The organism is Streptomyces misionensis, assembly GCF_900104815.1.
Taxonomy (GTDB): Bacteria; Actinomycetota; Actinomycetes; order Streptomycetales; family Streptomycetaceae; genus Streptomyces; species Streptomyces misionensis.
Genome location: NZ_FNTD01000004.1, coordinates 2,176,768 through 2,194,496, shown reverse-complemented (window position 1 = coordinate 2,194,496; position 17,729 = coordinate 2,176,768). Strand labels below are relative to the sequence as shown.

Here is a 17,729-nt window from a genome sequence, read left to right as displayed (position 1 = left end):
CCCGTGTCCCGTACACTCCCGATGATCATGAACAACGCGACTCGGGGGAGTGTGCCGTGGCACGGGGGATCCGCAGGCCGGGAGAACAGCGCGAGCGGAACTGGCTGAAAGCCCATCACGCGGCACGGGCGGTGTTCCACCCGGCCTGGATACCCGAGCCGCTCGACCCGACCGTGGAGCAGCTGAAGCGGATCCGGGTGGCCGGGGGCACGGTCGCCGCCATCGGCGTCTACACCTTCGTGCAGGGCGGCTTCGCCGTCACGGAGATGCTGGAGAACCTGCTCGTCGCCTGTGGGGTGCTGCTGGTGATCGCCCCGCTGACGGTCGGGGTGATGCTGTGGATCTGGCGGCGCACCGGCAGCCTGCGCGCCCTGCGCCCGGCGCTGCTGAGGGCACTGGGGCTGCTGCTCACCTTCATCGCCTCGGCGGTGGTGGCCCTGCTGCTGCTCCAGCACAACAGCGAGCTGGGCTCGGGGCTGCTGATCCTGCCGGTGAGCCTGGTGACGCTGTGGCTGATCTGGTTCGTCGGTGCCGGGGCCCTGCGCGTCACCGGGAACTTCTTCGGCACGGCGGCCGTGCACCGCGCCCTGCCGCCCCTGCTCGCCGTCGTCACCAGCTGGCTGATGGCCCTGCCGGACCTGTTCACCGGCGATCTGCACGGCCTCGGACTCGCCCTCGGCATCGTGTTCGTCCTCGGCGCCCCGGTGACGGTCACCGGCATCGCCCTGTACGAGCTGGCCCTCCTGAAGCGGCGCTACGGCATCCGGCTGACCGACCATCCGGCGCTGCACGCCCGCCGGGCACCGGCCGACGCGCCGTACTCCTACGGTCGTTGATCCCGGATACGCGAGACGGCGGGGATGGTGGCCATCCCCGCCGTCTCCTCGTTCCGGGCGTCGTGCGTCAGGGGGACGCCGGCGGATACAGCGACCGGGGCAGCTGGGAGGCCGCCGCCGCGTCCAGCAGCCACAGCGTGCGGCTGCGGCCGCGGGCACCCGCCGCCGGGGCCTGGATCTCGCCCGCGCCGGACAGGGCGATGGCCGCGGCCTCCGCCTTGTCCTCGCCGGCCGCGAGCAGCCAGACCTCGCGGGCCGAGCGGATCGCGGGCAGGGTGAGCGAGATCCGGGTGGGCGGCGGCTTGGGCGCGCCGTGCACGCCCACCACCGTGCGCTCGGTCTCCCGTACGGCCGGCAGCTCCGGGAAGAGCGAGGCCACATGGGTGTCCGGGCCGACGCCCAGCATCAGCACGTCGAAGGTGGGCACCGAGCCGTGGTTCTCCGGGCCGGCCGCCTTCGCCAGCTCCGCCGCGTAGGCCTCGGCCGCCGCCTCGACGTCCGTGCCGTACGGCCCGTCGGAGGCGGGCATGGCGTGCACGCGCTCCGGGTCCAGCGGGACGGAGTCCAGCAGGGCCTCGCGGGCCTGGGTGACATTGCGCTCGGGGTCGCCTTCGGGCAGATAGCGCTCGTCGCCCCACCACAGGTCGAGCCGGGTCCAGTCGACGGCGTCCCGGGCCGGTGCCGCCGCCAGCGCGGCCAGCAGGCCGTTGCCGTTGCGGCCGCCGGTGAGGACCACGGACGCGGTGCCCCGGGAGGCCTGCGCGTCCACGATCTTCGTGATCAGCCGGGCCGCGGCGGCCTGGGCCATCAGTTCCTTGTCGCGGTGGACGACCAGCTGCGGGGTGTTCACTTCGCCGTCGCCTTCCTCGCGGGGGCCTTCTTCGCGGTCCTGGCCGCCGCCTTCTTCGCGGGCGCCTTGGCCGCCTGCTCGACGGGCTCCGGCTCGGCGACCGCCGCCCCCTTCGCGGGGACCTCGGCTTCCGCGGTCCCCGCGGGGGCCTCGGCGTCCGGGGTTCCCTCACCGGAGGCGTCAAAGGACTCGCCGGCCGCCTGCCGCGGAACCGTGTCCAGCCGGTCCACCCCGTAGCGCAGCGCCGACGCGTAGGTGTCGTCCGGGTCCAGCCGGCGCAGCTCCTCCGCGATCAGCTCGGCGGTGTCCCGCCGCTTCAGCGCCACCGCACGGGCCGGCTGGCCCTCGATGGACAGCGTGGCGAGGGAGCCGTCCGCCCGGTCCAGGGTGATCGGGCCGCAGGTGGTGTCCATGCGGACGGCCGTCAGGCCCGGCCCCGCGGACGGGGACAGGCGCACCGGCACGTCCAGCCGGTCCGCGAGCCACATCGCCAGCAGCTCGCAGCTCGGGTTGAACTCCTCGCCCTCCACCTCGACCGCCTGCACCTTGCAGGTGACCTGGTCCAGGGCGGCCGCCAGCATCGAGCGCCAGGGCGTGATCCGGGTCCAGGACAGATCGGTGTCGCCGGGGGTGTAGGCCGCGGCGCGGGCGGTCAGCTCGCGCACCGGCTCCTCAGCGGCGTAGGTGTCGGTGACCCGGCGCTGGGCGAGCGCGCCCAGCGGGTCCTTGGCGGGGTCCAGCGGCGCGTTCACCGGCCACCACACGACCACCGGTGCGTCCGGCAGCAGCAGCGGCAGCACGACGGAGTCGGCTTGGCCGACGACCTCGCCGTACAGCCGCAGCACGACCGTCTCGCCGGTGCCCGCGTCCGCGCCCACCCGCACCTCGGCGTCCAGACGCGAGGAGGTGCGGTCGCGCGGGGTGCGCGAGACCCGCTTGACGACCACCAGCGTGCGCGAGGGGTGCTCGCGCGAAGCGTCGTTGGCGGCCTTCAGCGCGTCGTAGGCGTTCTCCTCGTCGGTGACGATGACGAGGGTGAGGACCATGCCGACGGCGGGGGTGCCGATGGCCCGGCGGCCCTGTACGAGCGCCTTGTTGATCTCACCGGCGGTGGTGTCGGTCAGGTCTATCTTCATGGCCGGCGCCAGCTCCGTCCGTCTCGTGCGAGCATCTCGTCCGCCTCGGCGGGGCCCCAGGTGCCCGACTTGTACTGCGCGGGCCTGCCGTGCTTGTCCCAGTACTCCTCGATCGGGTCGAGGATCTTCCAGGACAGCTCGACCTCCTCCGTGCGCGGGAAGAGGTTGGCGTCGCCGAGCAGCACGTCCAGGATCAGCCGCTCGTACGCCTCCGGGCTGGACTCGGTGAACGACTCGCCGTAGGCGAAGTCCATCGACACGTCCCGGATCTCCATCGAGGTGCCCGGCACCTTGGAGCCGAAGCGGACCGTGATGCCCTCGTCCGGCTGGACGCGGATCACGATCGCGTTCTGCCCCAGCTCCTCCGTCGCCGTGTGGTCGAAGGGGGAGTGCGGGGCCCGCTGGAAGACGACGGCGATCTCCGTCACCCGGCGGCCCAGACGCTTGCCGGTGCGCAGGTAGAAGGGGACGCCCGCCCAGCGGCGGTTGTCGATGCCCACCTTGATCGCGGCGAAGGTGTCGGTCTTCGACTTCGGGTCGATGCCGTCCTCTTCGAGGTAGCCGATGACCTTCTCGCCGCCCTGCCAGCCCGCCGCGTACTGACCGCGCACGGTGTTCTTGCCCAGGTCCTTCGGCAGCCGCACGGCGCCGAGCACCTTGGTCTTCTCCGCGGCCAGCGCCTGCGCGTCGAAGGAGGCGGGCTCCTCCATCGCGGTCAGTGCCAGCAGCTGGAGCAGGTGGTTCTGGATGACGTCACGGGCGGCGCCGATGCCGTCGTAGTAGCCGGCGCGGCCGCCGATGCCGATGTCCTCGGCCATGGTGATCTGCACGTGGTCCACGAAGGACCGGTTCCAGATCGGCTCGAACATGGTGTTGGCGAAGCGCAGCGCCAGGATGTTCTGGACGGTCTCCTTGCCGAGGTAGTGGTCGATCCGGAACACCTGGTCCGGCTCGAACACCTCGTGCACGACCTTGTTCAGTTCCTCGGCCGACTTCAGGTCGTGCCCGAACGGCTTCTCGATGACCGCGCGCCGCCAGGAACCGCCGGACTGGTCGGCCAGACCGTGCTTCTTCAGCTGCTGGATGACCACCGGGAAGGAACGCGGCGGCACCGACAGGTAGAAGGCGAAGTTGCCGCCCGTGCCCTGGGCCTTGTCCAGCTCCTCGATGGTGGAGCGCAGCCGCTCGAACGCCTCGTCGTCGTCGAAGGTGCCCTGCACGAAGCGCATCCCCTGGATGAGCTGCTGCCAGACCTCCTCGCGGAACGGCGTACGGGCGTGCGCCTTGACGGCGTCGTGGACCTCCTGGGCGAAGTCCTCGTTCGCCCACTCGCGGCGGGCGAAGCCCACCAGCGAGAAGCCCGGCGGGAGCAGACCCCGGTTGGCGAGGTCGTACACCGCGGGCATCAGTTTCTTGCGCGACAGATCGCCCGTGACCCCGAAGATGACCAGACCCGACGGCCCCGCGATGCGCGGGAGCCGTCGGTCGGCCGGGTCACGGAGCGGGTTCGCCCCGGAACCGGAAACGGATGACAACTCAGTCCTCCGAGGGGGCGAGGCGTTCGAGCTCCGCCTGAGTGGACTTCAGCAGGTCGTTCCAGGACGCCTCGAACTTGTCGACGCCCTCGTCCTCCAGCACCTGCACGACGTCGTCGTACGAGATGCCGAGCTTCGCCAGCGCGTCGAGCTCGGCACGGGCCTGCTCGTAGGTGCCGCGCACGGTGTCGCCGGTGATCTGCCCGTGGTCGGCGGTGGCCTCCAGAGTGGCCTCCGGCATGGTGTTGACCGTGTTCGGCGCCACCAGGTCGTCGACGTACAGGGTGTCCTTGTACGCCGGGTCCTTCACGCCGGTCGAGGCCCACAGCGGACGCTGCTTGTTGGCGCCCGCCTTCTCCAGCGCGAGCCACCGGTCGGAGGAGAAGACCTCCTCGTACGCCTGGTAGGCGAGGCGCGCGTTGGCGAGGGCGGCCTTGCCGCGCAGCGCCTTGGCCTCGTCGGTACCGATCCCGTCGAGCCGCTTGTCGATCTCGGTGTCCACCCGGGACACGAAGAAGGAGGCCACGGAGTGGATCTTCGACAGGTCCAGGCCGCGCTCCTTGGCCTTCTCCAGGCCGGAGAGGTACGCGTCCATGACCAGGCGGTAGCGCTCCAGGGAGAAGATCAGCGTGACGTTGACGCTGATGCCCAGGCCGATGACCTCGGTGATCGCCGGCAGACCCGCCTGGGTGGCCGGGATCTTGATCAGGGTGTTGGGGCGGTCCACCAGCCAGGCCAGCTGCTTGGCCTCGGCGACGGTCGCCTTGGTGTTGTGCGCGAGGCGCGGGTCGACCTCGATGGAGACCCGGCCGTCCTGGCCGTCGGTGGCGTCGAAGACCGGGCGCAGGATGTCGGCGGCGTCCCGGACGTCCGCCGTGGTGATCATGCGGACGGCCTCTTCGACGGTGACCCTGCGGGCGGCGAGGTCCGACAGCTGCTGGTCGTAGCCGTCGCCCTGCGAGATCGCCTTCTGGAAGATCGTCGGGTTGGTGGTGACGCCCACGACGTGCGAGTCGTCGATCAGCTCGGCGAGGTTGCCGGACGTGATCCGCTTGCGCGACAGGTCGTCCAGCCAGATCGCGACGCCTTCGTCGGAGAGGCGCTTGAGTGCGTCTGTCATGGAATTACATCTCCTACGTGTCGTATATGAGCGTCAGCGCTGGGCGGCGGCGATGGATTCCCGCGCCTTGGCGGCCACGTTCTCCGCGGTGAAGCCGAACTCCCGGAAGAGCACCTTGCCGTCCGCGGAAGCACCGAAGTGCTCCAGGGAGACGATGCGACCGGCGTCCCCGACGTACTTGTGCCAGGTCAGGCCGATGCCCGCCTCCACAGCGACACGGGCCTTCACGGACGGCGGCAGCACGGAGTCCCGGTACCCCTGGTCCTGCTGCTCGAACCACTCGACCGAGGGCATGGACACGACCCGGGTCGCGACGCCGTCGGCCTGGAGCTGCTCACGCGCCTCGACGGCCACGTGCACCTCGGAGCCGGTGGCGATAAGGATCACCTGCGGCTCGCCGCCCTCGGCCTCGAACAGGACGTAACCGCCCTTGGCCGCGTCCTCGTTGGGCTCGTACGTCGGCACGCCCTGGCGGGTGAGGGCGAAGCCGTGCGGCTGGCCCTTGCCGAACTCCTTGGTGTAGCGCTTGAGGACCTCGCGCCAGGCGATGGCGGTCTCGTTGGCGTCGGCCGGGCGGACGATGTTCAGGCCCGGGATGGCGCGCAGCGAGGCCAGGTGCTCGACCGGCTGGTGGGTCGGGCCGTCCTCGCCGAGGCCGATGGAGTCGTGCGTCCACACGTACGTCACCGGCAGGTGCATCAGGGCCGACAGGCGCACGGCGTTGCGCATGTAGTCGGAGAAGACGAGGAACGTGCCGCCGTAGACGCGGGTGTTGCCGTGCAGCGTGATGCCGTTCAGCTCCGCGCCCATGGAGTGCTCGCGGATGCCGAAGTGGATCGTGCGGCCGTACGGGTCGGCCTCCGGCAGCGGGTTGCCCTCGGGCAGGAACGAGCTGCTCTTGTCGATCGTGGTGTTGTTGGAGCCGGCGAGGTCGGCGGAGCCGCCCCACAGCTCGGGGATCACCGGGCCGAGCGCCTGGAGGACCTTGCCGGAGGCGGCACGGGTGGCGACGGCCTTGCCGGGCTCGAAGACCGGGATCTTCTCCTCCCAGCCGGTGGGCAGCTCGCCCGCCGCGATGCGGTCGAACTCGGCGGCGCGCTCGGGGTTCTCGTCCCGCCACACCTGGAGCGACTTCTCCCACTCGGCCTTCGCGCGGGCGCCGCGCTCCAGGGCCTTGCGGGTGTGCGTGATGACCTCGTCCTCGACGGCGAAGGACTGCTCCGGGTCGAAGCCGAGGACGCGCTTGGTGGCCGCGACCTCGTCCTCGCCCAGCGCCGAGCCGTGCGCGGCCTCGGTGTTCTGGGCGTTCGGGGCGGGCCAGGCGATGATCGAGCGCATCGCGATGAAGGAGGGCCGGTCGGTGACCGCCTTGGCCTCCTGGATCGCGGCGTAGATCGCCGCCGGGTCCAGGTCGCCGTCCGCCTTGGGCTCCACGCGCTGCACGTGCCAGCCGTAGGCCTCGTACCGCTTGACGGTGTCCTCGGAGACCGCGGTCTCCGTGTCGCCCTCGATCGAGATGTGGTTGTCGTCCCACAGCAGGATCAGGTTGCCCAGCTTCTGGTGCCCGGCCAGCGAGGACGCCTCGGCGGAGATGCCCTCCTGGAGGCAGCCGTCACCGGCGATGCAGTAGATGAAGTGGTCGAACGGCGACTCGCCCTCGGGGGACTCCGGGTCGAACAGACCGCGCTCGTAGCGGGCGGCCATCGCCATGCCCACCGCGTTGGCCACACCCTGGCCCAGCGGGCCGGTGGTGGTCTCCACACCCTTGGTGTGTCCGTACTCCGGGTGGCCCGGGGTCTTCGAACCCCAGGTGCGGAAGGACTCCAGGTCCTCCAGCTCCAGGCCGAAACCGGCCAGGTAGAGCTGCGTGTAGAGGGTCAGGGACGAGTGGCCGGCGGACAGCACGAAACGGTCGCGCCCCACCCACTCCGGGTCGGCCGGGTCGTGCCGCATCACCTTCTGGAAGAGGGTGTAGGCGGCCGGGGCCAGGCTCATGGCCGTACCGGGATGGCCGTTGCCGACCTTCTGTACGGCGTCGGCGGCCAGGACACGGGCGGTGTCCACGGCCCGCTGGTCCAGGTCGGTCCACTCAAGGTCTGTGGTGGTCGGCTTGGTGCTCACCCTGGGTCAGGGCTCCTCTCCACATGTCGGTCGCCGGTCTTCGGGGCATGCGCCCACCCGGCCGCCGGCGTGCTTCTGCCCGCCGGCCGCTGACGAGCCTACCCTCGTAAGGACGTGCGTTTTCGCGGGTGATTCCAGACTGCCGGGCATCCGCGGGATCCGCCTCCCGACTGGCCGATACGGCATTCGGCACATGAATAAGGAGGCGCTCATCTGACCGCTCAAAAGAGTGGTGGGGCCCCTCTTATGGGGCCTTTGACAAGAGGGTGTCGGAAGAGGACCGCAAAGCGTCGTCCGGGCCGTCCGCCAACACGACCCCACCCCCGCGAATGCCGGGGTATGGGCAACGTCTAAAGTGGCGTGGTACGCGCGAGCCCCAATCAAGACCTCATCCGGGGGAGGCTCGCTGGGATGTCTCTGTCAGGGGTGTGCGTGACGGCCGTCGAATCCCGTCCAGCGGGGGTGCTCGGTGGTACGAGCCCGAGCCCGGTTCACCGGCCGTTCGGGGCCCGTGCCAAGGCGTTCGTGGCACTGACCAAGCCGCGGATCATCGAGCTGCTGCTCATCACCACGGTGCCGGTGATGTTCCTGGCCCAGCAGGGTGTGCCCTCCCTCAAGCTGGTGCTGCTCACCTGCCTGGGCGGGTATCTGTCCGCGGGCGGCGCGAACGCGCTGAACATGTACATCGACCGGGACATCGACGCCCTGATGGACCGCACCTCGCAGCGGCCGCTGGTGACCGGCATGGTCAGCCCGCGCGAGTGCCTGGCCTTCGGCATCGGCCTCGGGGTCGTCTCCACCCTGCTGTTCGGGCTGACGGTCAACTGGCTCAGCGCCTGGCTGTCGCTCGGCGCGCTGCTCTTCTACGTCGTGGTCTACACGATGATCCTGAAGCGGCGCACCGCGCAGAACATCGTGTGGGGCGGCATCGCCGGCTGTCTGCCGGTGCTGATCGGCTGGTCCTCGGTGACGAACTCGATGTCCTGGGCGCCGATCATCCTCTTCCTGGTGATGTTCTTCTGGACGCCGCCGCACTACTGGCCGCTGTCCATGAAGGTCAAGGACGACTACGCGCGCGCGGGCGTGCCGATGCTGCCGGTGATCGCCTCCAACAAGGTCGTCGCCCGGCAGATCGTCATCTACAGCTGGGTGATGGTCGTCGTCTCGCTGCTGCTCACCCCGCTGGGCTACACCGGCTGGTTCTACACGGTGGTCGCCCTCGCCGCCGGCGGCTTCTGGCTGTGGGAGGCGCACGGGCTGCAGAACCGGGCGAAGGCGGAGGTCACCGGCGCCAAGCTCAAGGAGATGCGCCTGTTCCACTGGTCGATCACCTATGTGTCGATCCTCTTCGTCGCCGTCGCGGTGGACCCGTTCCTGCGCTGACGCACTCTCTTCCCCGGCGGGAGGGGCGCGTGGTCAAGGCCACGCACCCCTCCCGTCGCCGTTTCATCTACTCGTCGGTAGCATCCTGGTCATGGCAGACACGCAGCAGGTTGACGCGAAGGCCGAGCGCACGGCGGCCCGGCTCGCCCACAGGATCAGCGCCTTCTCCAAGGCCCACGGCGGCGCCGAGGGGCAGGTGGCCTACATCGGCCGGCGCGGCGCCCGGATCGTGCTCGTCGGCGCGGACGGCGGCTGGGGCGACGTGGTGGCCCCCACGTACGCCATCGCGGAGCAGGCGGTGGCGAAGGCCGGGATCACCGTGCACGAGTCCTTCGACGGGGAGTTCGCGGCGAAGGTGCGGACCGGGCCGTACGAGTGGAAGCGGATGGCGGGCATCCAGCTCGGCGGCTGACCCCGGCGGCTCGTCCGCGCCGGGGCGGGGGCGAAAGTGCCGTCCGCGCGGTTCCCCGCGCACCATCGGTGCGCCAGGCTGACGGCATGCGGACGGATGCCCTGCTCGAACGTTTCCTGGACGCGCTCGCCCCGTTGCGTCCCCGCGCCGTCTGGGCGCACGGCTCGCTGGCCGGGGGCGACTACCAGGAGGGCCGCAGCGACCTCGACCTGATCGCGGTGCTGCCCGCGCGCCCCGGCCCCACGGCGGTACGGCGCATCGTGACGCTGCACCGGCGGCTGCGCGAGGTGCCGCTCGCCGCGAAACTGCACTGCGGCTATCTCGCCCCGGCCACCCTCGCCGACCCCGGCCGGGCACATCTCGCCTGGGCGCACGGGCATGTGCTGCGGCGCCCGGTCACCCCCGTCACCCGGCGCGAGCTGCACGCCTTCGGCCGGGTGCTGCACGGGGAGCCGCCCGCCGGCCTGTTGCCGCCGGTACCGGAGCGTGACCTGCGCGCGTTCGTCGTGCGCGACCAGCGGGACTTCTGGCGACCGGCCGTCGACAAGGGCCGCCTGTGGCGGCAGGACGTCTGGGTGGACCTCGGGCTGCTGACCTTCGCCAGGGCCACCGTGACGCTGCGCGAGGGGCGGCTGATCAGCAAGCGGGACGCCCTGGCGGAAATGCCGGGGCTGGGCGCGCCGGCCGAGGTGGTCGAGGACATCACCCGCCGGCGGTACGCGGACCCCGCCCCGGCGGACGGCACCTGGCTCGCCCGCCGCGCGGAGCTGACCCGGGCCTACCTCGGCCCGGCGATCGACGCGCTGGTCACCGCGTACGGGTGAGTCAGGCGTTCGTGGGGACCGTGACCTCGGCCGCGGGACCGGGCAGGCCCAGTTCCGCCTCCGGGCGTTCGCGCAGCGACAGCAGGACCCGCAGCACGCCGATCCACACCAGGCAGGAGCCGAGCATGTGCAGGCCGACCAGCAGCTCGGGCAGGTGCGTGAAGTACTGGACGTAGCCGATGACGCCCTGGGCCAGCAGGATCAGGAACAGCTCGCGGGTGCGGGCCAGCGGTCCGCGCGGGGCGTCGACGGCCTTGAGGATGAACCACAGCGCGAACGTCAGGGTCACCACGATCCAGGCGAGCACCGCGTGCAGCTTGGCCACGGCCTCCCAGTCGATCGGGATGCGCTGCACGTCGCTGGAGTCGCCCGCGTGCGGCCCGGCGCCGGTGACCACCGTGCCCACCGCGAGGAGCAGCACGGACGCGAGCACCAGGAACCACACCAGCTGGACCACGGCCTTGCCGACCAGCGGCCGGGGCGCGGCGTCGCCCTCACGGGTGCGCTGCCACATCACCACCGCGACCGCGGTCAGCGCCGTCGCCAGCAGGAAGTGCGCCGCGACGGTGTACGGGTTCAGGCCGACCAGCACCACGATGCCGCCGAGCACCGCGTTGCCCATCACCAGCCAGAACTGGGCCCAGCCGAGCCGCGTCAGGCTGCGCCGGCGGGGCTTCTCGGAACGGGCGGCGACGATCGCCCAGCCGACCGCGGCGCACAGCACGTAGGTCAGCAGGCGATTGCCGAACTCGATGGCGCTGTGGTAGGTCAGCGCCTGCGTCGGCGTCAGCGAGCCGTCGGTGCACTCGGGCCAGGTCGGGCAGCCGAGGCCCGAAGCGGTCAGCCGGACGGCGCCGCCGGTGACGACGATCACCACCGACATCACGAGCGCGGCGAGCGCCGCCCGCCGCACGGTCCGGGGCTCCGGCGTCCAGCGGTCGGCGATGAAGGCGAGCGGATTGCGCAGGGCCGAGGCGGCATCGGCGCGGGTCAGCTTTGGCACGCCCACCATGGTAGGCGCCCGCTTGTGCACGCTTTCACGAGGGTCCGGTCCCGGCGCCGTGTCGCCGCTCACTCCGACGGGGGACGGCTCACTCCCAGCGGAAGAACTTCCCGGCCGCGGCGAGCCCCGCGACCGCCCACACCGCAAGGACGCCCAGGTCGCCCCAGGGCATGCCGGCGCCGTGCTGGAGGACGTCCCGCAGGCCGTCGGAGAGGGCGGAGATGGGCAGCAGCCCGAGGACGTGCTGCCCGGCCGAGCCGAACTTGTCCAGCGGCACGATGACGCCGCCGCCGACGAGCAGCAGCAGGAACACCAGGTTGGCGGCGGCCAGCGTCGCCTCGGCCTTCAGGGTGCCGGCCATCAGCAGGCCGAGGCCGGAGAAGGCGGCGGTGCCGAGGACCAGCAGCAGGAGCACGGCGGCCGGGTCGCCGTGCGGGGACCAGCCGAGGGCGAGGGCGATCACCGTCAGCAAGATCACCTGGAGCACCTCGGTGACCAGCACCGACGCCGTCTTCGCGGTCATCAGGGCCCAGCGGGGCAGCGGCGAGGCGGCGAGCCGCTTGAGCACGCCGTAGCGGCGCTCGAAGCCGGTGGCGATGGCCTGTCCGGTGAAGGCGGTCGACATCACGGCGAGGGCGAGGATGCCCGGCGCGAGGAAGTCGACGGCCTTGCCCTTGCCGGTGTCCACGATGTCCACGGAGCTGAAGAGCACCAGCAGCAGGGTCGGGATGACCACCGTCAGCAGCAGCTGCTCGCCGTTGCGCAGCAGCATCTTCGTCTCCAGGGCCGCCTGCGCCGCGATCATGCGGGGCAGGGGCGCGGCCCCCGGCTTGGGGGCGTACGTACCCGGCGCGGTGGTCATGAGCGCAGCTCCTTGCCGGTCAGCTCGAGAAAGACGTCTTCCAGGGTGTGCCGTTCGACCGAGATGCGGTCCGGCATCACGCCGTGCTGGGCGCACCAGGAGGTCACGGTGGCGAGCAGTTGCGGGTCGACCTTGCCGACGACGCGGTAGGCGCCCGGGGTCAGCTCGGCTGCCGTGCAGCCGTCCGGGAGCGCCTTGAGCAGGGAGCCGACGTCGAGGCCGGGGCGGCCGGTGAAGCGCAGGGTGTTCTCCGCGCCGCCCTTGCACAGCTCCTCGGGGGAGCCCTGGGCGATGACCTTGCCGCCGTCGATGATTGCGACGTCGTCGGCGAGCTGCTCGGCCTCGTCCATGTGGTGGGTGGTGAGGATCACCGAGACGCCGTCGGCGCGCAGGTCCTTCACCAGGTCCCAGGTGGCCCGGCGGGCCTGCGGGTCGAGGCCCGCGGTCGGCTCGTCCAGGAACACCAGCTCCGGGCGGCCGACGACGGCCATGGCGAGCGCCAGGCGCTGCTGCTGGCCGCCGGAGAGCCGGCGGTAGGAGGTGCGGCCGCACGCGCCGAGCCCGAGCCGCTCGATCAGGGCGTTCACGTCCAGGGGGTGGGCGTGCAGCTTGGCGACATGGCGCAGCATCTCGTCCGCGCGGGCGCCGGAGTAGACGCCGCCGGACTGGAGCATCACACCGATCCTGGGCCGCAGCTCGGCCGACTGGCGCACCGGGTCGAGGCCCAGGACGCGCACCGTGCCGGAATCCGGCTTCCGGTATCCCTCGCAGGTCTCGACCGTCGTCGTCTTGCCGGCGCCGTTGGGTCCGAGGACGGCGGTCACGCCCGCCTGGGCCACCAGGTCGAGGCCGTTGACCGCGGTCTTCGTGCCGTACCGCTTCACCAGGGCCGCGACCTGGACGACGGGCTCACTATGCATGGGTCCAGAGTCTAGGGAGAGCGCTCGCCGATCAGGCGGCCGGGTCGGGGAAGTCCCGGTACGCGGCCAGCCGGCGTTCGGCGTGGGCCACCGCGTCCGCGACCGGGAACAGCCGGGCGTCGGCGGCGCCCACCTTGCCGCGCACGACGGGCCACTCCCGCTCGAAGTCGCGCCCCAGCTCCTCGAACCCTTCGGAGCTGATCGCCACCTCCGGCACGGTCAGCCAGCCGCCGGGCGCGGGCCGGCCGACCGGGACGAGCGGCGCGGGCAGGCGGTACTCGGCCAGGTGGAAGCTGGTGCAGGAGCCGTATCCGGCGCCCAGCAGCAGCACCCGGGCGCCCAGCCGCTCCAGCCGGGCCAGCGGGCTGTGCTCGCCCAGCCGGCAGTTCGCGGCGTGTCCCTCGGTGATCTCCGGGGCGCGGGGGCCGACGGCCGCGAAGGAGGTCTGCAGGTGCGCGCTGCGCAGGGCGCCGGGCCAGGTGCGCACGGTCTCGGGGACGACGCCGACCCCACGCGTGGGCGTGACCAGCGGGTCGTACACGGGCATGGTGGCCCGCACGCGCTCCCGCCACTCCTCCGGCACCGGCGGGTTCTCCCAGCAGGCGGGGTCGGAGAGGTCGGAGGTGTGGGCCGGGACGACCAGCGTGCCGGAGGGGCCGAGGGCGTCGAGGAGTCCCTGGACGACGGCCACCGCCCCGCCGTTGACCCAGCCGAGGGAACTCAGCGAGGTGTGCGCGAGCAGGATCTCGCCGGGTGTCACACCGAGCCGGCGCAGCCCGTCGGCGATGTCGTCCCGGGTGACAAGAGGGCCGGTGGGAGGGGGTATGGCCATGGCCGGGGAGTCTCGCGTACGGGTGCGCGCGGCGCCACGGAATTTCCGGCGCGGCCGTCCCGGATGATCGATCGGTGATCGTTTCCGCAGGTCAGATTAGGTATGCCTAAGTGATGCAGGGCACCGGGCGGTGATCCGGACGCCGCTTGTCAGGCCCCGAGGAATTACGCAACAATGGCGTTGTGAAAAACGTCGGCGAGGCTCGGGAGGCCCCCACGGGGACCCCCCAGGAGGAGTTCGCGACCGGGGAGCGCTCCACGCGCAACCGGGTCGCGCGGTCCATCCTGGACCACGGCCCGTCGACCGTCGCCGAACTCGCCGGCCGGCTGGGACTCACCCAGGCGGCCGTCCGTCGTCACCTGGACGCGCTGGTCGCGGACGACGTGGTGGAGGCGCGCGAACAGCGCGTGTACGGCACGCGCACGCGCGGGCGCCCCGCCAAGGTCTTCGCGCTCACCGACTGCGGCCGCGACGCCTTCGACCAGTCGTACGACAAGCTGGCCGCGGACGCGCTGCGCTGGATCGCCGAGCACGAGGGCGGGCCCGGCGCGGTCTCCGCCTTCGCCCGCGCGCGGATCGCCGCCCAGGCGCGCGCGTACCGCGAGGCGATCGAGCGGGTGACCCCGGACAAACGCGCGGAAGCGCTGGCCAAGGCCCTGAGCGCGGACGGGTACGCTGCTACGGCGCGCAGCGCACCGGTCGGCGAGCAGCTGTGCCAGCACCACTGCCCGGTCGCCCATGTGGCGGAGCAGTACCCGCAGCTGTGCGAGGCGGAGACCGAGATCTTCGCCGAGCTGCTGGGTACCCACGTCCAGCGGCTGGCGACCATCGCGCACGGCGACGGCGTCTGCACGACGTTCATTCCCAAGATTTCCACTGACGCACCTGCAAGCACGGCCGGGAGGAACCCCGCATGACTCTCCCCACGGAGACTGCCCACCCTGAGCTGGAGGGCCTGGGCAAGTACGAATACGGCTGGGCCGACTCCGACGTGGCCGGTGCCTCCGCCCGGCGCGGCCTGAACGAGGACGTCGTCCGCGACATCTCCGGCAAGAAGTCGGAGCCGGAGTGGATGACCAAGCTGCGCCTGAAGGGCCTCAAGCTCTTCGAGAAGAAGCCCATGCCGAACTGGGGCTCGGATCTGTCGGGCATCGACTTCGACAACATCAAGTACTTCGTGCGCTCCACGGAGAAGCAGGCGGAGTCCTGGGAGGACCTGCCCGAGGACATCAAGAACACCTACGACAAGCTGGGCATCCCCGAGGCCGAGAAGCAGCGCCTGGTCGCCGGCGTCGCCGCCCAGTACGAGTCGGAGGTCGTCTACCACCAGATCCGCGAGGACCTGGAGCAGCAGGGCGTCATCTTCCTGGACACCGACACCGCCCTGAAGGAGCACCCGGAGCTCTTCAAGGAGTACTTCGGCACCGTCATCCCGGCCGGTGACAACAAGTTCGCCGCGCTGAACACGGCCGTGTGGTCCGGCGGCTCCTTCATCTACGTGCCGAAGGGCGTGCACGTGGAGATCCCGCTCCAGGCCTACTTCCGCATCAACACGGAGAACATGGGCCAGTTCGAGCGGACCCTGATCATCGTCGACGAGGGTGCCTACGTGCACTACGTCGAGGGCTGCACCGCGCCGATCTACAAGTCGGACTCGCTGCACAGCGCCGTGGTCGAGATCATCGTCAAGAAGAACGCCCGCTGCCGCTACACGACCATCCAGAACTGGTCGAACAACGTCTACAACCTGGTCACCAAGCGCGCCGTGGCGTACGAGGGCGCGACCATGGAGTGGATCGACGGCAACATCGGCTCCAAGGTGACGATGAAGTACCCGGCCGTCTACCTGATGGGCGAGCACGCCAAGGGCGAGACCCTGTCCATCGCCTTCGCGGGCGAGGGCCAGCACCAGGACGCCGGCGCCAAGATGGTCCACATGGCGCCCAACACCTCGTCGAACATCGTCTCCAAGTCGGTGGCCCGCGGTGGCGGCCGTACGTCCTACCGCGGTCTGATCGAGATCGGCGAGGGCGCCGCCGGCTCCAAGTCGAACGTGCTGTGCGACGCGCTGCTGGTGGACACCATCTCCCGTTCGGACACCTACCCGTACGTGGACGTCCGCGAGGACGACGTGTCCATGGGCCACGAGGCCACCGTCTCCAAGGTCTCCGAGGACCAGCTCTTCTACCTGATGAGCCGTGGTCTGTCCGAGGACGAGGCGATGGCGATGATCGTGCGCGGCTTCGTCGAGCCGATCGCCAAGGAGCTGCCCATGGAGTACGCGCTGGAACTCAACCGGCTGATCGAGCTGCAGATGGAGGGCGCGGTCGGCTGACCGCCGCCGCCTTCCCCATCAAGCCACTGACCTGAGAAAGCGAGCAATACGACAGCCATGGCTGAGGCCCAGAACATCCCCGTGGGGTCGACCACCGCGGGCTCGATCGCGGTCGCCGCGGAGTCGACCGTCGTCTCGCGCATGAGCGCGCCCCCCTCCTACGACGTGGCGGACTTCCCCGTCCCGCACGGCCGCGAGGAGGAATGGCGGTTCACCCCGCTGGAGCGCCTGCGCGGGCTGCACGACGGCACCGCCGTCGCCTCCGGCGACGGCGTGAAGGTCGACGTCCGGGCGCCCGAGGGCGTCGTCGTCGAGCACGTCGGGCGGGACGACGCGCGGCTGCGCAAGGCGGGCGTCCCGGTGGACCGGGTCGCCGCGCAGGCGTACTCCGCCTTCGAGCAGGCCTCGGTCGTGACCGTCCCCAAGGAGACCGTCCTCACCGAGCCGATCCGCATCGCCGTGCACGGCCAGGGCGGCACCGCCTTCGGCCACCAGGTGATCGAGCTGGGCGCCTTCGCCGAGGCCGTGGTCGTCATCGACCACACCGGTGACGCGGTGCTCGCCGCCAACGTCGACTACCTGCTCGGCGACGGCGCCAAGCTCACCGTCGTCTCCGTCCAGGACTGGGACGACAAGGCCGTTCACATCGCCCAGCACAACGCGCTGGTCGGCCGGGACGCCTCCTTCAAGTCGGTCGTCGTCACCTTCGGCGGCGACGTCGTACGCCTGCACCCGCGCGTCACCTACGCGGGCCCCGGCGGCGAGGCCGAGCTGTACGGCCTCTACTTCACCGACGCGGGCCAGCACCAGGAGCACCGCCTCCTGGTCACCCACAACGCCCCGCACTGCAAGTCGAACGTCGTCTACAAGGGCGCGCTCCAGGGCGACGACGCGCACGCGGTCTGGATCGGCGACGTGCTCATCGAGGCCAAGGCCGAGGGCACCGACACCTACGAGATGAACCGCAACCTGGTCCTCACCGACGGCGCCCGCGTCGACTCGGTGCCGAACCTGGAGATCGAGACCGGTGAGATCGTCGGCGCCGGCCACGCCTCCGCCACCGGGCGGTTCGACGACGAGCAGCTGTTCTACCTGATGGCCCGCGGCATCCCCGAGCACGAGGCCCGCCGCCTGGTGGTCCGCGGCTTCTTCGCCGAACTGGTCCAGCAGATCGGTGTCACCGACATCGAGGAGCGACTGCTCGCCAAGATCGAGCAGGAGCTGGAGGCCTCGGTCGCATGAGCTTCCAACGCGCCTGTGGGCTGAGCGAGCTGTCGGAGGGCACCCCCAAGCGGGTGGAACTCGACGGCACGCCGGTCTCGGTCGTCCGGACCGAGGGCGAGGTGTACGCGATCTACGACATCTGCTCCCACGCGAACGTCTCGCTCTCCGAGGGCGAGGTGGAGGACTGCCAGATCGAGTGCTGGCTGCACGGCTCCGCCTTCGACCTCCGCACCGGCAAGCCGTCCGGGCTGCCCGCGACGCGCCCCGTCCCCGTATACCCCGTAAAGATCGAAGGGGACGACGTTCTCGTCTCCCTCACCCAGGAGTCCTGAGGCA

The 17,729-nt window shown here is 71.1% G+C and carries 17 protein-coding genes; 8 read left to right on the top strand and 9 right to left on the bottom strand.

What is annotated here, in order from left to right; all coding sequences use genetic code 11:
- Positions 1-56: 56 nt before the first annotated feature.
- Complete coding sequence (locus BLW85_RS11575; RefSeq protein WP_143060439.1) at positions 57-836, top strand: hypothetical protein; 780 nt, start codon at positions 57-59, stop codon at positions 834-836.
- 67 nt (positions 837-903) lie between these two features.
- On the opposite strand, the gene pgl is transcribed toward BLW85_RS11575, so the two are convergent.
- Genes pgl through tkt form a run of 5 tightly spaced genes read right to left on the bottom strand, consistent with a single transcriptional unit; the run spans position 904 to position 7,598 of the window.
- Entirely contained in the window at positions 904-1,686 is a 783-nt protein-coding gene (pgl, locus tag BLW85_RS11570) for a 6-phosphogluconolactonase (protein ID WP_074991995.1), read from the bottom strand.
- Positions 1,683-2,822 (bottom strand): glucose-6-phosphate dehydrogenase assembly protein OpcA, encoded by a 1,140-nt coding sequence (gene opcA, locus BLW85_RS11565; protein WP_074991994.1) that lies wholly within the window; start codon positions 2,820-2,822, stop codon positions 1,683-1,685. Before opcA ends, pgl begins: the two co-directional genes overlap by 4 nt.
- On the bottom strand, positions 2,819-4,357 hold the full coding sequence (zwf, locus tag BLW85_RS11560) for a glucose-6-phosphate dehydrogenase (protein ID WP_070025414.1): 1,539 nt from the start codon (positions 4,355-4,357) through the stop codon (positions 2,819-2,821). Before zwf ends, opcA begins: the two co-directional genes overlap by 4 nt.
- A 1-nt stretch (position 4,358) precedes the next feature.
- Entirely contained in the window at positions 4,359-5,477 is a 1,119-nt protein-coding gene (gene tal, locus BLW85_RS11555) for a transaldolase (protein ID WP_070025413.1), read from the bottom strand.
- A gap of 33 nt (positions 5,478-5,510) precedes the next feature.
- Positions 5,511-7,598 (bottom strand): transketolase, encoded by a 2,088-nt coding sequence (tkt, locus tag BLW85_RS11550; RefSeq protein ID WP_074991993.1) that lies wholly within the window; start codon positions 7,596-7,598, stop codon positions 5,511-5,513.
- Positions 7,599-8,024: 426 nt separating this feature from the next.
- Between tkt and BLW85_RS11545 the strand changes: the two genes are divergently transcribed.
- The 3 genes from BLW85_RS11545 to BLW85_RS11535 all read left to right on the top strand — a co-directional run bounded on the left by BLW85_RS11545 (position 8,025) and on the right by BLW85_RS11535 (position 10,217).
- A complete protein-coding gene (locus tag BLW85_RS11545) occupies positions 8,025-8,981 on the top strand; it encodes a heme o synthase (protein ID WP_071828840.1) in 957 nt (318 codons plus the stop codon).
- 91 nt (positions 8,982-9,072) lie between these two features.
- Positions 9,073-9,393, top strand: coding sequence for a hypothetical protein (locus BLW85_RS11540; RefSeq protein ID WP_070025410.1), 321 nt, complete (start codon positions 9,073-9,075; stop codon positions 9,391-9,393).
- Positions 9,394-9,479: 86 nt separating this feature from the next.
- Positions 9,480-10,217: a nucleotidyltransferase domain-containing protein gene (locus tag BLW85_RS11535; protein WP_074991992.1), complete on the top strand. Its 738-nt coding sequence runs from the start codon at positions 9,480-9,482 to the stop codon at positions 10,215-10,217.
- A 1-nt stretch (position 10,218) separates the two neighbouring features.
- On the opposite strand, the gene BLW85_RS11530 is transcribed toward BLW85_RS11535, so the two are convergent.
- The 4 genes from BLW85_RS11530 to BLW85_RS11515 all read right to left on the bottom strand — a co-directional run bounded on the left by BLW85_RS11530 (position 10,219) and on the right by BLW85_RS11515 (position 13,834).
- Positions 10,219-11,229 (bottom strand): COX15/CtaA family protein, encoded by a 1,011-nt coding sequence (locus BLW85_RS11530; protein WP_070025408.1) that lies wholly within the window; start codon positions 11,227-11,229, stop codon positions 10,219-10,221.
- 79 nt (positions 11,230-11,308) lie between these two features.
- Positions 11,309-12,082: an ABC transporter permease gene (locus BLW85_RS11525; RefSeq protein WP_070025407.1), complete on the bottom strand. Its 774-nt coding sequence runs from the start codon at positions 12,080-12,082 to the stop codon at positions 11,309-11,311.
- Positions 12,079-13,002 (bottom strand): ABC transporter ATP-binding protein, encoded by a 924-nt coding sequence (locus tag BLW85_RS11520; RefSeq protein ID WP_074991991.1) that lies wholly within the window; start codon positions 13,000-13,002, stop codon positions 12,079-12,081. Before BLW85_RS11520 ends, BLW85_RS11525 begins: the two co-directional genes overlap by 4 nt.
- A gap of 31 nt (positions 13,003-13,033) precedes the next feature.
- Positions 13,034-13,834, bottom strand: a complete 801-nt coding sequence (locus BLW85_RS11515) for an AAC(3) family N-acetyltransferase (protein WP_074991990.1) — start codon at positions 13,832-13,834, stop codon at positions 13,034-13,036.
- A 182-nt stretch (positions 13,835-14,016) separates the two neighbouring features.
- On the opposite strand from BLW85_RS11515, the gene BLW85_RS11510 reads away from it, so the two are divergent.
- From BLW85_RS11510 to BLW85_RS11495, 4 genes are read left to right on the top strand one after another with little or no spacing between them, the layout of a single operon-like run.
- Positions 14,017-14,751: a helix-turn-helix transcriptional regulator gene (locus BLW85_RS11510; protein ID WP_070025404.1), complete on the top strand. Its 735-nt coding sequence runs from the start codon at positions 14,017-14,019 to the stop codon at positions 14,749-14,751.
- On the top strand, positions 14,748-16,169 hold the full coding sequence (gene sufB, locus BLW85_RS11505; RefSeq protein ID WP_070025403.1) for a Fe-S cluster assembly protein SufB: 1,422 nt from the start codon (positions 14,748-14,750) through the stop codon (positions 16,167-16,169). Before BLW85_RS11510 ends, sufB begins: the two co-directional genes overlap by 4 nt.
- A 57-nt stretch (positions 16,170-16,226) precedes the next feature.
- Entirely contained in the window at positions 16,227-17,411 is a 1,185-nt protein-coding gene (gene sufD, locus BLW85_RS11500) for a Fe-S cluster assembly protein SufD (RefSeq protein ID WP_070025402.1), read from the top strand.
- Entirely contained in the window at positions 17,408-17,725 is a 318-nt protein-coding gene (locus BLW85_RS11495; RefSeq protein ID WP_070025401.1) for a bifunctional 3-phenylpropionate/cinnamic acid dioxygenase ferredoxin subunit, read from the top strand. The genes sufD and BLW85_RS11495 overlap by 4 nt, the downstream gene beginning before the upstream one ends.
- Positions 17,726-17,729 lie beyond the last annotated feature (4 nt).